We start from the raw sequence: 14,160 nt of genomic DNA, 5'->3' as shown, positions 1-14,160 counted from the left end.
AATATATTTTAATCTAACTTATACAATAGCTCTCCACTCCATCAGGTTCCCGATCATAAATCTTCTCCATCCTTTTTGTTCTTCACTCCAATAGAGAATAGACTCTTGTTTTGCTGTGATATTGAATTCTCTATGGAAGAATTTATCATATCCTACCAGTGTTCCTCTTTCCAGACAAAACGTGCCATCCTGCTTGTAAAAAGCTATCACTACATTCCCATACAACATGCGATCTATTAGTTTAATGCACTCTTGTACAATTCTCTCCGCACATTTATCCGAAATCCCCTTTTCAGCAGTAATACGTTTTTTCCATACTAATTTGCAAGCTTCTAACTTGCCTTTCCTGATTTTTTGTCTCATTTTCTTCTGTTTTTAATTTTGAAAAATAAATTTCTGTTTGAGCGTAAATCTTCCCTTATGGATAGTGACGGTATGTTGTTGTCATAGCGTCACTATCCTTTCATTATAGTGACGCTATAACGATAGCATACCGTCACTATTTTTTTAAGAGAAAATCTGTTAGTTTTCGACCGGTTGAAAACGGCGGCGAAGGTAAGCTTTATATTCCAACTGTCCCATTATTTTTTCTTAGTACTTGCTTTTGACCTTTTCAGCCTGTTCTCTTTTTTCCTTTTTTTCTTTCATGTACTCTTCCTCAACAGGTTTTTTCAATGCACCCAATTCAGCATGTATACTGCTAAGTTCCATTAACTTATAGCCGCCATGTTTGTGGATGTATAATACTTTTTGGTCATAGATATATTGGGCTAGATTTATCAGCTTTTTCTTCTTAGGATGGCGGAAATGTCCATCAATAAAGATTTTTAAATACATGGTGAAATAAAGGCGGATATCTCCGTCGATTGCTATTCTGTTATCCAGCTCTTCTTCACTGATGATTTCTTCCTTTGAATGCTTCCCTGGAGCTTTTTTCATTGTTTGGACATTTCTTTTTACCTTGTCGTTTTTACTACCTTTTTTGGCATTTTTACTTTTCATAATCTACTAATTTTAACGTTGGTTAAACATGTGTTAATTCTAAAAATAATATCTGGAAAGTGAAATTGAACCTGCAAAAAGATTTGTTCTTTTGTCGCTTGCCAAATAGTATATATATAAAATAACTAGTGATGCAAATGATGAATAAAAATGGATTCAGTCGATGTGGGGAGAACTACATCAATCGTTTACGAAAGGAGGGGCGCTATTCTACAGCGCATGTCTATAAGAATGCCCTTTATTCTTTCAGTAAGTTTTGTGGTACGTTGAATATGTCGTTCAGGCAGGTCACCAAAGAACGTTTACGACGTTATGGTCAGTATCTTTATGAGTGTGGTTTGAAGCCTAATACGATTTCTACGTATATGCGTATGCTTCGTAGCATTTACAATCGGGGAGTGGAAGCAGGGAGTGCCCCTTATGTTCCCCGATTATTTCATGATGTCTATACAGGTGTGGATGTCCGACAAAAGAAAGCTTTGCCTGCCGGTGAGTTGCACAGACTTTTGTATGAGGATCCCAAATCGGAGCGTTTACGTCGTACACAAACTATTGCTGCTCTGATGTTCCAGTTTTGTGGAATGTCATTCGCTGATTTAGCTCATCTGGAAAAATCGGCTTTAGATCAGAGTGTATTACGCTATAATCGAATCAAGACGAAAACTCCCATGAGCGTGGAAGTGCTTGATACTGCCAGAGGAATGATTAATCAACTCCGAAGTAATCAGGAACCCATTCCTGATTGTCCGGACTATCTGTTCGACATACTTTGCGGTAATAAAAAACGGAAGGATGAAAGGGCATACCGTGAATATCAGTCTGCTCTTCGGAGATTCAATAATTGTTTGAAGGATTTGGCGAGAGCTCTACGTTTGAATTCTCCCGTTTCTTCTTACACACTCCGTCATTCCTGGGCAACGACAGCCAAGTATCGTGGAGTGCCAATTGAAATGATCAGTGAATCATTGGGACACAAATCAATAAAAACCACACAAATCTATTTAAAGGGTTTTGAGCTAAGAGAACGTACAGAGGTAAATAAAGGGAATTTATCTTACATTAGGAACTATCGTTTAGGTAGGTAATTAACGGTAAAGTGTTAGAAATCAAGGGCGAAATGTTTCTGTTACTTCTTAGGTAACGGATAATTATTCGGTGCAAAGATATGCAAAAATACAAATAGTAAACAAGTAAAATCTTCTTTTTTTTCTGATTTGTTGAAATATGCAACAAAAATATATCAGGACATGATGATTCTGTTTGATCATGCCCGATATTCCTATATTCTGTTTTCAAAGATGCTTTTCCCTTCGCGTAGGTTAGAAAAACATTGCTGTAGGCGGTTCTTGTCCATGTTTTTCTGTTTTCATCTGTTTTCCTGTGAATAAATACCTTATCCGTTACCTAAGAAGTAACGGACACATAAGGGGTAAAAAAGTATGATTCTAACGAAAGAAACTTTAAGTGCTGGGCCTAAAATTGGGACAGGGGAAGGCGTAGCACACTCTAAACGCTGGTATGTTGCTCTGGTTCGTATGCATCATGAGAAGAAAGTAGCCGAACGTTTAGACAAAATGGGGATTGAAAATTTTGTACCGGTCCAGCAAGAAGTACATCAATGGAGCGACCGCCGTAAAGTGGTTGAATCCGTGCTGCTTCCCATGATGGTCTTTGTACATGCTGATCCTAAAGAACGTAAAGAGGTTCTTTCTTTTTCTACAGTTAGTCGGTATATGGTAATGCGCGGTGAGAGCAGTCCGACTATCATTCCTGATGAACAAATGGCCCGTTTCCGTTTTATGCTCGACTATTCCGAAGAGGCAATCTGTATGAATAGTGCTCCTTTGGCACGTGGTGAGAAAGTACGTGTTATTAAAGGTCCTTTGACGGGGCTTGTAGGAGAGCTTGTTACAGTAGATGGTAGAAGTAAGATTGCTGTCCGGTTGAATATGCTGGGGTGTGCTTGTGCGGATATGCCGGTCGGGTATGTAGAGCCGATAGGTGAGAGGCAATAATCAAATTATTAATCAAAAGTATGACATAGGAGGTGCCGAATAACCTTTAAAGGTATTATAGGCATATAGTAAATATTTACATGTCTCAAGCGACAGACAACAATAAACGAATAGCGAAGAATACCTTACTTCTCTATATTCGTATGCTTTTTATGATGATCGTGAGTTTATATACTTCACGTGTCATACTAGATGCTCTAGGAGTTGAAGATTTTGGTATATATAATGTCGTAGGTGGCGTTGTAGCTATGTTTTCGGTAATATCGGGGTCATTATCTGCTTCTATCAGTAGATTTATTACCTTTGAATTGGGGAAAGGTGATCAAAGTAAGCTGAATAAGATATTTTCAGCATCGGTTACTATCCAAATATTGTTGTCTTTAATCGTAGTCATATTAATAGAGATTGTTGGTGTATGGTTTCTTAATTCTAAGATGATTATTCCAGCAGATAGAATACTGGCAGCTAATTGGGTACTCCAATTTTCTGTTGTCACTTTTGTCATAAATCTTATAAGTGTTCCATATAACGCATCTATAATAGCACATGAAAAAATGTCGGCCTTTGCTTATATCAGTATATTGGAAGCTATAGGCAAACTTATTATTGCATATTTGATCGTTATAGCTCCTATGGATAAATTGGTGTTTTATTCAATTTTGATGTGTTCTGTAGCAATAATTATTCGTTTTACTTATGGCTATTATTGTAAAAGGCATTTCAAAGAGTGTACTTATCATTTTTGTTGGGATAAAAAACTTCTAAAGAATATGTTTGGGTTTGCAGGATGGAATTTCATTGGAGCTGCTTCATCCGTGTTAAGAGATCAAGGTGGAAATGTTGTCATTAATTTGTTTTTCGGTCCGTCTGTAAATGCAGCTAAAGGTATTGCTATGCAAGTAAATTCAGCAATTTCAGGATTTGTTAGTAATTTTATGACAGCATTAAATCCGCAAATTACAAAATCTTATGCTTCTGGCAATCAAGACTATATGATGGCACTTATCTTTCAAGGAGCGAAGTTCTCATTTTATATGTTGTTGTTGCTCTCATTGCCGGTGATTATCAATACTCACTATATTCTTGGGCTATGGCTGAAATTGGTGCCGGAACATGCAGTTCTGTTTGTGCGGCTAACGTTGCTTTTTGCCATGAGTGAATCTATTTCAAATCCATTGATTACGGCCATGCTTGCCACGGGTAGAATTCGGAACTATCAGATTATGGTAGGTGGTCTGCAGATGCTGAATCTCCCTATATCATATATCTTTCTTCGTTTGGGGTGTGTACCGGAGTCTGTATTGTTTGTTGCAATATTTATATCTCAATGCTGTTTAGTTGCACGTCTTTATATGCTCAGAGGAATGATTGGATTGTCTTCTGTCAAGTATTTGAAACATGTGTATTTAAAAGTCTTGATGGTAATGTCAACATCAGCGATTCTACCAATATTATTATTAAAGAACATAAATGAAACCTTTTTATCCTTTTTAGTTATATCTGTAGTGTCAATACTTACCACATCAATTTCGATATTTTATATAGGATGTAGTAAAGAAGAAAGAGTTTTTGTCTGGGCAAAGGTCAGTGCTTTATGTGCAAAAATCAGAAGATGATAGAACGTAATTATTCAATAGATATTCTTAAGTTTATATGTGCAATCCTTGTGGTATTCCTTCACACTGATTGTGTATATCATGATTACATCTTGCCACTCACACGTTGCGCAGTGCCTTGCTTTTTTATGATTAGTGGTTATTTGTTATTCAACGATGGCGATATAGAAATATCGAGATTAAAACGCAGTACTAGGAATATTTTGCACATCATCGTATGGTCTACGTTGTTGTTTGCTTGTTATAAAGAAGCTGTGGCAATACATCAAGGGAGTGTTTACATACCATCACTTCGTGAATTATTTAATTTTATAGTTCTTAATGAAAATCCTTTTGGCGGTCATCTTTGGTATTTGGGGGCATATTTATATGTACTATTGATAGCAATGATTATAAGCAAGTATAAGATTTGGAAATATATGTTCTATGCCATTCCTATATTATTGCTGACAGACTTAATATTGGGTAAGTATAGTTTACTTTTTCTCGATAGAGAGTTTCCAGTTATCTATGTACGGAACTTTTTGTTTGTCGGTCTACCATATTTTGCATTGGGGGCATGTCTGAAGAAGTATAGTGACAAGATTAGTAAAATTAAATACTATTATTGGCTTATTGGGGGCATTTTATTCTCATTGACGTCTCTAATGGAAAAATGGGTATTGCTATATTTAGACAAGAATCCCGGACGTGAACATTATTTTAGTAGCACGTTGCTTGCGCTATGTCTATTCTTGTTAGTATTATCATTCAAGAAGAAAGAACCAACTATATATTCGACTATTGGAAATAAAGATTCGCTTTACATATACATCTTTCATCCTCTCTTTATATCAATCATCGGTATGATAGTTGGTAAGATAGCATCAAATTCTATAGTAAATATATACTCATTTACTGCGCCATTTGTAGTGTTCTTATCGACGATGGTCTTTATAATAGTAATAAGAAAAATCCGGTTGATACAATGATAAATATCAATAATCAGGCAGATTGTTGCGGATGTACTGCATGTGCCAGTATTTGCGCTCATGATGCTATCACGATGAAACCAGATGCGCTTGGATTTCTCTATCCGGAAGTGGATCGAAGCAAGTGTGTTGATTGCGGTCTGTGTGAGAAGGTGTGTGCTTTTAATGACGATTACGATAAAAGCTTAAATATAGATAACCCTTTAGCTTATGCGGCAAGGCATAAAAATGAGGAAGAATTAAGATATAGCCGTTCTGGAGCCGTATTTGTTGCTATGTCTGATTATATTCTGGAACATGGTGGCGTTGTGTATGGTGCAGGATATGCTGACCATTTTAGAGTCGTCCATAAACGAGCAACTACAAAAGAAGAATGTAGCGAATTCAAGGGAAGTAAGTATGTACAGAGCGATATGAATACGGTGTTCCGCCAAGTGAAGCAAGATTTGAAGGCAGGTTTGGTTGTTTTATTCTCTGGTACTCCATGTCAAACAGCAGGTTTGAATAGTTATATAGGAAAAGCTCAAAGAAAAAATCTCATTCTTATAGACATTATTTGTCATGCAGTGCCCAGTCCTTCTATATGGAAAGATTATCTTGGCTATACAGAATCAAAATTCAAATCAAACGTTATCAAATTAGAATTTCGAGAAAAATCCATTGGGTGGAACCAACCACACATGGAAAGTTTTACTTTTACAGATAACTCTATTCATAAAGACTTTCTGTTAAGGTATCTTTTTTATTCAGGATTAATTTCCCGGCCCTCTTGTGAGCATTGTAAATATTGCAATCTTTCCAGACCTTCTGATTTGACTATCGGAGACTTTTGGGGATATGAAAAAGTCGTACCGAAAATGAATACAGACAATAAAGGAATCTCGCTCGTTATTTGTAACACGGATAAGGGGTGTAGTTTTTTTAGGGAATGTTCTTATATGCTGCATACAAAGCATGTAGACTTGATGAATTCATTGCAACCCAATCTGCAACATCCTTCGTCTGTAGATCCTCGTTGGCATCAATTTGCAAAGGATTATCAAAAAAGAGGATTTTTGTATGTTGCCAGGAAATATGGAAATGTAGGTTATCGTTACCAACTAAGAATGTTTATGGACAAAATTAAGCGGAAATTATCCATTTAATATGAAGATAGGAATATTGACATTTCATTGTGCTCACAATTATGGGGCCGTGTTGCAGACCTATGCTTTAGTAACGTATTTGCGGAAGAATAACTATGATGCGGAGATAATAGATTATAAACCCAAATCGTTAACTATGTCCCATGGTATTATGCCTTGGCGTAGAATTTCCCGACTTAATATAATACGAAAAGTTATCTTTGTTCTTAGAATATTACCGTTCTTAACGGTAAGAAAAGAACGTTCTGACAAATTTCAATCATTTATAGATAGCTTACCTCTTTCAACTCGGAAATATACGGAAACAGACAGTGAAGTCACAGGCTATGATATAATAATTTGTGGCAGTGACCAAGTTTGGAATCCTAGCATTACCAATGGCTTTGATAAATTCTTTTGTGGAAGTGTCAGTCATAAAGGCAAATTTATATCCTATGCAGCTAGTACTGAAGCCAAACGAATCATCTCCGATGACTATAAAAAATATAAAGAAGTACTCTCCAATTTTGAGAATATTTCAGTTAGAGAGTCAGAGCTTAAAAATATTTTGCAACCACTCATAAATAAAGAAATAACGAAAGTTATAGACCCTGTGTTTTTATTATCTGCCAATGAATGGCAAAAGGTAGCTATCAAACCAACTTTTACCGACAAACCATACCTTCTTGTATATCAGGTAAAGAGAGACGATAGGGTACTGGATATGGCAAATAAATATGCTGCATTACACCACATGAGTGTTGTTGAAGTAACAGCAGAGGCTGAATATAAAAAAATGAAGAATCGAATATTGACAGCATCTCCTTTTGAATTTGTGGGATTGTTTGCCAATGCCTCATGTGTCGTTACAACATCATTTCATGGAACCGCATTTTCTATAATATTCAACAAGCCTTTTAAAACCGTATTGTTCAATGCGCCCGGCGATGGACGGGCTCTGGATGTAATGAATACTTTCGGCATAGAAAATTCGACAGTTAATGTAGATAGCGGGGATATTCAGGAAATGTCTCTTAACACCCCTAATTTAGATATTATAGTCCGGACTTCGGAAACATTTATAAAGCAGGCCATACAACGATGAATAATGCAATAGTCAAAAGATATCCATTGGCAAACTCCTTTCCGATATTATTAATAGTTTGTCTGATATTGGAACAAGGTTACGGTCTTCTTCCAATACCTAGATACTTATTTATCGTGTTGGTGGGTGTTTTCTTCTTTTATTATAAAAAAGGAACATCTTACAGTAAGCCCATTTCCATCTTTGTAGTTAGCTGCTTTCTAAGCATCTTGTCGTGTATGTATTTTAGGAATGAAAGTCCTGTCAGTATTATGGGCGAATATAATATATATCTTATGATTGTATTTTATTTTGTCTTGTGCAAATACAATGTAAGTATTGAAGTTCTTGAAAAGGTATTGTTCTGGGCTTTTATCATATTCTGCTTTTGTTACTTATATCAAGTTTCAGTCTATCCCAAACTTGTATTTCTAGATAAAAACAATCAGTACAATGAAACTATAGATGTGTTGAACCGACGAATTCGAATGGTGGGAATGTCCATTAATTCATTGGGATATTTTTATAGTTTGAATAAAATCTTGGAGAAGAAAATGAACTATACACTTCCCATGTTGCTTTCATTGGTGTGTATGTTGTTATTTGGATTTAGAACTTTACTGTTCTTTTCTGCTGTATTTTCTATAATAATGATTATAAGATTTAACGGCTTTTCAAAGAAACTTGTCTTCTGGTGTGCATTAGGGGGATTAGGTGCTTATCTGCTTTATCTTACTCCCATCTTCCAAACGGTTTTTGAAAGAATGATGGAGAGGCAAGAATCCGACCAGACTTTTGGTAATAAAGATTATATTAGATATGCAACTTTGTTCCATTATTATGGTAATCATTATAAGAGTGCGGTAGAGGTGTTTTTGGGTTCTGGATTATGTAACCGGGCATTGAGAACATCTTATTCTTTAGAAATTGTGAGAAATGAATCATACGGCTTGCATTATTACGATTGGGGATTGTTGGGAATTAGTTGGATGACCGGAGTACTTAGCCTGATTGGAATGTTATGGTGGTCACTAAAAGCGGCATTTGCAAAACTTCCCAAGAAATATTTATATCTTTCTGTATGGTTCGGATACATTCTGACTTGTGCATTTACGTCTGCTGAATTTGTCCGTCAAGGATGTTTTCTGATACAAGCAATATGTTTATATCTCATTTATAAAATATCCTTGTATGAAAAGAATCGCTATAATGAATAATGGGACATTACCCATACCGTCAGTTTTGGGAGGTGCAGTAGAAACATTGGTTCAGCTTCTGGTTGATACCAATGAAAAAGAAAAGCAAATGCAGCTTGAAATTCTTTCTATTGATAACGTTAATGCAAGAGAAAAGGCAAAAGAGTATAGATATACCCATTTTCACTTTGTTAGTACTTCGAGTATTTTGAATCGAATGACAGACTTTCTAAAGCGTTGTTATAATTTTATAGCCTTACGGACAGGTCTGCCATTTATTGGATATTGTTATGCAAGCGCGTTGGTTCGTTTCATCAAGAATTGTAACAATATTGATGCTGTTCTTTTGGAAGGTTCTTCAATTAATGCTGATTATATAAAGAGGAAAACCGCATTGCCCGTTATACAACGCATACATAATGTACCGCCCCATAGCTTGCGTCATTGGGATGATTTGAATGCAAAATCAACAGACCTTTATTTGGGGATTAGCAACTATATATGCACTGTGTTGCAGAAAAATGTTGAAGGAAAATATGGTGCTGCCATCAAGCTATTATATAATTCAATTAATTTTAATCAGTTCAATGTAAGGACTACAAATGAAGAAAGACATACATTGAGAAAGTCATTAAATATTCCTGCAAATTCTTTTCTTTTTGTTTTCTCGGGTAGATTGAGAAATTACAAAGGTATAAAAGAATTGCTACTTGCTTTCTTGGAATCTAAAGATAAAATGCCTGATGCCTATTTGCTTATTGTCGGAAGTTTTGCATTTTCTTCTACTTACGTGTCCCTATTCGAAAAAGAACTTGCGTCTATCATTCATCAGTTGGGAGAACGGGTCATATTTACAGGCTTTGTAAAGTATGAAGTCATTCATCGATATTATCAAATTGCAAATGTGGGTGTATTCCCTTCCATATGGGAGGAGCCTTTTGCACTTACCTGCCTTGAGGCAATTGCAAGCTCCTTGCCTGTCATTATAACGAGAAGTGGAGGAATGCCGGAAATCGTTAATGAAGAGTGCGGCATTGTTGTGGAGAATGATGCGAATCTGGTTAATTCATTGGCTGCAGCAATGGAAAATATATATGGTATGGATAAAGCTAAATTAGAAAATATGGCTCAACATTCAGTATTGAGAGCTCAATCATTTGATAATCAACTTCAATACAAACAATTTGTTGAATACATCAATTCTGAAATATAGTATATGAAAAATATACTTATAACGTTTACGAATGCAATAGATCCCACAACTGGAGGAGTCGAAAGGGTATATCATAATCTTGTGCCTTATTTTAGGGAGCATGGATATAATGTGTTTGCTACGTATCAAAGAAAAACTGATTATGATAAAAATTCCGTCTATACCAAAGCGATATTTATGGAGTATTCTATTGATAATGTTGGATATTTTGATAAGTTAGACAAGGTAATGATGGAAATGGCTGTAGATATTGTAATTTGTCCATTTCCAAGTTATCAATTGTTCAATTACTGTTCTCGGTTAATTGATAAAAAGGTTTTCTTTCATGTACACAATGTTCCATCCAAATTGATGTATCCCAGTTCGGCAAAGTTGCCAAATATATTGAAAGAATCTTTTGTTGACAGATGCTTAAAACGTATACGTTTTGATTTGAGATATTTAGCATCATTCAGAAGAATTGAATTAAATAAAATGAAGATAGTCCTTCTTTCTGATTTCTTTAGGGATGACCTAAAAAGTTTTTATGATTTCAACCCTAAATGTATATGTGCTTTGCCCAATCCATTCTGTATTGATGAAGAATATCAATTGGATTATCAGAAGAAAGAGAAAATGATTCTATATGTCGGAAGAATAAATACTAGACAAAAGCGTTTTCAATCTCTTCTTAATATTTGGAAAAGACTGCAAAATGAATTACTCGATTATAGACTTGAAATAGTAGGAGGAGGACCCGAAAAAGAATTGTATGAGAATCTGGCTCATGAAATGCGTCTTAAACGTATCACATTTCATGATTTTCAAAATCCGACGGAATATTATAAAAAAGCCGTATGCAGTTGCATGACAAGTAACTACGAGGGATTTAGTATGGTCTTAATTGAAGCAATGCAGTATGGATGTGTGCCATTTGTTTTTAATTCATTTGCATCTCTACCAGATATAATAGATGATAAGGTCAATGGATATGTCATTACGCCATTCGATGAAGGTGAATATGTACAGAAGATAAAAGAATTTATATTGTTATCAAAAAAGAATAAAGAAATAATCAGCGTTAAAGCCATGGAAAAAAGCCGAGAATTTGATGTCAGACGAGTTGGTCAACGATGGATAGAACTTATTGATAACTATTAAAATAAAAGACCATGAACCATTTGAAAATTATTTTGATGTCTCTAATTGGTTATTTCTATAACAATATAGTTACATATATTCCATCTCACATAATACGTAAATATTGTCTTATAATGTTTGGTGGCAAGATAGGCCATCATACACGAATTGATATGTGTGGATATATAGGCAGAGTAACAAAACTAAATATAGGAAACTATACCCATATTAATAGAGGGTGTATTTTACAAGCATTTGGTGGTATAACTATTGGAAATAGTGTCTCGATTAGTCACCGATGCAACATTATTAGCGGTGGACATGATGTTAACTCTCCCACATTTGAAGGAGATCATCAACCTATTGTTATTGGTGATTATGTCTGGATTGGAGTGGGAGCGACAATATTAAAAGGGGTAACAATAGGTAAGGGGGCGGTAGTGGCAGCAGGAGCTGTAGTGACTAAAGACGTTCCAGATTATGCTATCGTGGGTGGCATTCCTGCAAAAATAATAGGCGAACGAAATCATGACTTAAAGTATCAGTGTATAAGTTCGAGGAGGTGGTTACTCTTACAATAGTAAATCTTCATGGAGATTAGCATCCGATGAAACGGATTATATATACTTCTGTCGATGAATATTGTGAATAACTTTATATCGTTAGTGTTTACCTTATACCCTATTTTGTATGAATAAGAAAAAAATATGTTGGATTACTCCAGATTGCTTCATTGACTGCGATTTGAATTATTTCAATATGCATGAAATTTTAAAGCATTATGATATTCATTGGATCGTACTTTTTAGTAGGAATAATAGGTTCAAAGAGTCAGACTTCGAACAAATAAGGAAAGAAAATATGAATTTGACAATTGAATTTTTTAGGTTCAATTATAAAATGCGCAATCCTAAGAATATTCTAATAAATATACGCCTTGGCAAAGCTATAAAAAGGCAAACTCCTGATATAATTTATATGAATGATAGTATCTATTCACCATGGAAATTGCCAATGTTTTATTTATTACCAAAGAGACATTATATTCAAACAGCACATCAAGGAGAAGTTCATATAGGTATGGGACATAAAAGACTATTAAATATACTGCGTAGATTGGTTTATTCACGAGTGAAATATGTTAATATGTTTTCTAAGTCACAAGCGGAGCTTTTTCAAAAACATTTTCCTAGTTCAAGGGTATTTAAGATTCCATTAGCCTTAAAAGACTTTGGTGTTCCTACCATTGTGAAACCTAAAGATGGTATTATTCGATTCCTTTCATTTGGTACAATTAATTATGCTAAAAATATTGATTTGTTAATAGATGCTGCATGTGTACTTTATGATAAAGGATATCGAAACTTTAGGGTATCGATTAATGGTATGTGTAAAGATTGGAGTTTTTATCAGACAAAAATTAAATATCCAGAGCTTTTTGATATAGATATTCGGTCAATAGATAATTCTGAAATAGCTAATCTATTTGCTTCCACTGACTATTTTGTTCAACCTTATAGAGTAGTGTCTCAAAGTGGCCCTACAAAAATTGCATTTAATTATAATATTCCAATTATAGCATCAAATTTATTAGGCTTTTCTGATGAAATTCTTGAAGGTGTGAATGGATATCTTTTTGAACCAGGGAATGTAAACGATTTAGTTCGTGTAATGGCTAATGCCATAGATAAGTATGCATGTGATTATAGTAAGTTGAAAGCTTTAATGGCAGAGCATACAGAACAATACTATTCGTTTGGAAGAATTGCGTCTCTGTATGTGAAAATGTTTGATGATGTATTGAGTAAATAAATCTTTAGATTGTTTCAAATGAAAGAAAGGTTTAAATCAGCTATTAAAGGAAATAGCTTTATTGTATGGCTACGGATTATATATGAAAAAATAGGAGAATCCTTTTCATTGACTTTGTATAATGGAAGCACAAATCAAACAAAGGATATATATAAGAAACAAGCTGAATTGCAAATCAGAATACATGCCTTGGAAAAGGGAATGTCTATTGGTAGAGTAAGGGTGGGATTTGGAAAAGAAAAGGCATTTTCTCTTATTGAGGATCTTGCGGATTTGCTAAAAAAAGGTGGCTCGAAACAGTTTGTTGTTGAATCTGTCTCCGTCTTACAGAAGTATATCGAATTTAATGAGAATATGGGTGCTGCTATGGCTGATATAGAGATAGCACTCAATAAATTGTGCTCTTGTTACAATATAAAAAGCAATGATGTTGGCGGAATATATAATCTTAGCTTAAAAGATGTTTCAAGTAAAACCCAATGTCCTTTTGATTCATTTTCTCAATCACGTTTTTCTATTCGTGATTTTGGTGATTCACCATTAGATATAGATAAAGTTTATGCTGCATTAAAACTTTGTGAACGCACTCCATCAGCTTGTAATAGACAGAGTTGGGTAATTCATGTGTATACAGAAAATAAGTTAGTTGAAAAAATGTTCAAGTTACAAGGAGGGAGCAAGGGGTTTTATGAACAAATGCAATGTGCTATTCTTATATGTGGTGATTTGAGGAATTATGGCTTTTATGAACAAAATCTACCTTTTGTTGATGGAGGACTTTATGCGATGAATCTTCTTTACTCCCTTCATTATAATGGATTAGCTACCATACCATTGACTATGGGACATAAATGGAGAGTCATAAAAAAGATAAAGCAAGAAATGAATATTCCCGGAAATGAGATTCCAGTTCTTTTGATAGGTGTTGGAACGTATAAGGATGACTTTAAAGTTGCAGTTTCGCATCGCTATTCATATAAACAGTATGTAAAATTTAATCAATAAGTG

14 protein-coding genes are annotated in these 14,160 nt (G+C 34.9%); 12 read left to right on the top strand and 2 right to left on the bottom strand.

Going from position 1 to position 14,160, the window contains the following annotated elements; translation table 11 throughout:
- Positions 1 to 18: 18 nt before the first annotated feature.
- Positions 19 to 363, bottom strand: coding sequence for an SH3 beta-barrel fold-containing protein (locus tag Bovatus_RS04405; protein ID WP_004295795.1), 345 nt, complete (start codon positions 361 to 363; stop codon positions 19 to 21).
- A 228-nt stretch (positions 364 to 591) separates the two neighbouring features.
- Positions 592 to 1,002, bottom strand: a complete 411-nt coding sequence (locus Bovatus_RS04400; RefSeq protein ID WP_004295796.1) for a DUF4119 family protein — start codon at positions 1,000 to 1,002, stop codon at positions 592 to 594.
- A gap of 131 nt (positions 1,003 to 1,133) precedes the next feature.
- Here Bovatus_RS04400 and Bovatus_RS04395 point away from each other — a divergent pair, with 131 nt between their 5' ends.
- From Bovatus_RS04395 to Bovatus_RS04340, 12 genes are all read left to right on the top strand, one after another.
- Entirely contained in the window at positions 1,134 to 2,087 is a 954-nt protein-coding gene (locus Bovatus_RS04395) for a tyrosine-type DNA invertase cluster 3b (protein ID WP_004295797.1), read from the top strand.
- Between the two features lie 354 nt (positions 2,088 to 2,441).
- Positions 2,442 to 3,017, top strand: coding sequence for a UpxY family transcription antiterminator (locus tag Bovatus_RS04390; protein WP_004295799.1), 576 nt, complete (start codon positions 2,442 to 2,444; stop codon positions 3,015 to 3,017).
- A gap of 80 nt (positions 3,018 to 3,097) precedes the next feature.
- A complete protein-coding gene (locus Bovatus_RS04385) occupies positions 3,098 to 4,633 on the top strand; it encodes an MATE family efflux transporter (protein WP_004295800.1) in 1,536 nt (511 codons plus the stop codon).
- Positions 4,612 to 5,604: an acyltransferase family protein gene (locus tag Bovatus_RS04380; protein WP_004295801.1), complete on the top strand. Its 993-nt coding sequence runs from the start codon at positions 4,612 to 4,614 to the stop codon at positions 5,602 to 5,604. The genes Bovatus_RS04385 and Bovatus_RS04380 overlap by 22 nt, the downstream gene beginning before the upstream one ends.
- Positions 5,601 to 6,749 (top strand): Coenzyme F420 hydrogenase/dehydrogenase, beta subunit C-terminal domain, encoded by a 1,149-nt coding sequence (locus Bovatus_RS04375; RefSeq protein WP_004295802.1) that lies wholly within the window; start codon positions 5,601 to 5,603, stop codon positions 6,747 to 6,749. Before Bovatus_RS04380 ends, Bovatus_RS04375 begins: the two co-directional genes overlap by 4 nt.
- Position 6,750: 1 nt before the next feature.
- A complete protein-coding gene (locus Bovatus_RS04370; protein ID WP_004295803.1) occupies positions 6,751 to 7,833 on the top strand; it encodes a polysaccharide pyruvyl transferase family protein in 1,083 nt (360 codons plus the stop codon).
- Positions 7,834 to 8,462: 629 nt separating this feature from the next.
- The gene (locus Bovatus_RS25620) at positions 8,463 to 9,029 is read left to right on the top strand and encodes a hypothetical protein (protein ID WP_224262702.1); all 567 of its coding nucleotides are present in this window, start codon (positions 8,463 to 8,465) and stop codon (positions 9,027 to 9,029) included.
- On the top strand, positions 9,004 to 10,221 hold the full coding sequence (locus Bovatus_RS04360) for a glycosyltransferase family 4 protein (protein WP_004295805.1): 1,218 nt from the start codon (positions 9,004 to 9,006) through the stop codon (positions 10,219 to 10,221). The genes Bovatus_RS25620 and Bovatus_RS04360 overlap by 26 nt, the downstream gene beginning before the upstream one ends.
- Positions 10,222 to 10,224: 3 nt before the next feature.
- Entirely contained in the window at positions 10,225 to 11,361 is a 1,137-nt protein-coding gene (locus tag Bovatus_RS04355; protein ID WP_004295806.1) for a glycosyltransferase, read from the top strand.
- Between the two features lie 11 nt (positions 11,362 to 11,372).
- A complete protein-coding gene (locus Bovatus_RS04350) occupies positions 11,373 to 11,921 on the top strand; it encodes an acyltransferase (RefSeq protein WP_004295807.1) in 549 nt (182 codons plus the stop codon).
- A gap of 109 nt (positions 11,922 to 12,030) precedes the next feature.
- Complete coding sequence (locus tag Bovatus_RS04345; protein WP_004295808.1) at positions 12,031 to 13,152, top strand: glycosyltransferase family 4 protein; 1,122 nt, start codon at positions 12,031 to 12,033, stop codon at positions 13,150 to 13,152.
- 18 nt (positions 13,153 to 13,170) lie between these two features.
- On the top strand, positions 13,171 to 14,157 hold the full coding sequence (locus Bovatus_RS04340; RefSeq protein WP_004295809.1) for a nitroreductase family protein: 987 nt from the start codon (positions 13,171 to 13,173) through the stop codon (positions 14,155 to 14,157).
- The last annotated feature ends 3 nt before the right edge of the window (positions 14,158 to 14,160 follow it).

The organism is Bacteroides ovatus (assembly GCF_001314995.1).
GTDB lineage: Bacteria > Bacteroidota > Bacteroidia > Bacteroidales > Bacteroidaceae > Bacteroides > Bacteroides ovatus.
This window is presented reverse-complemented; position numbering and strand designations above follow the sequence as displayed.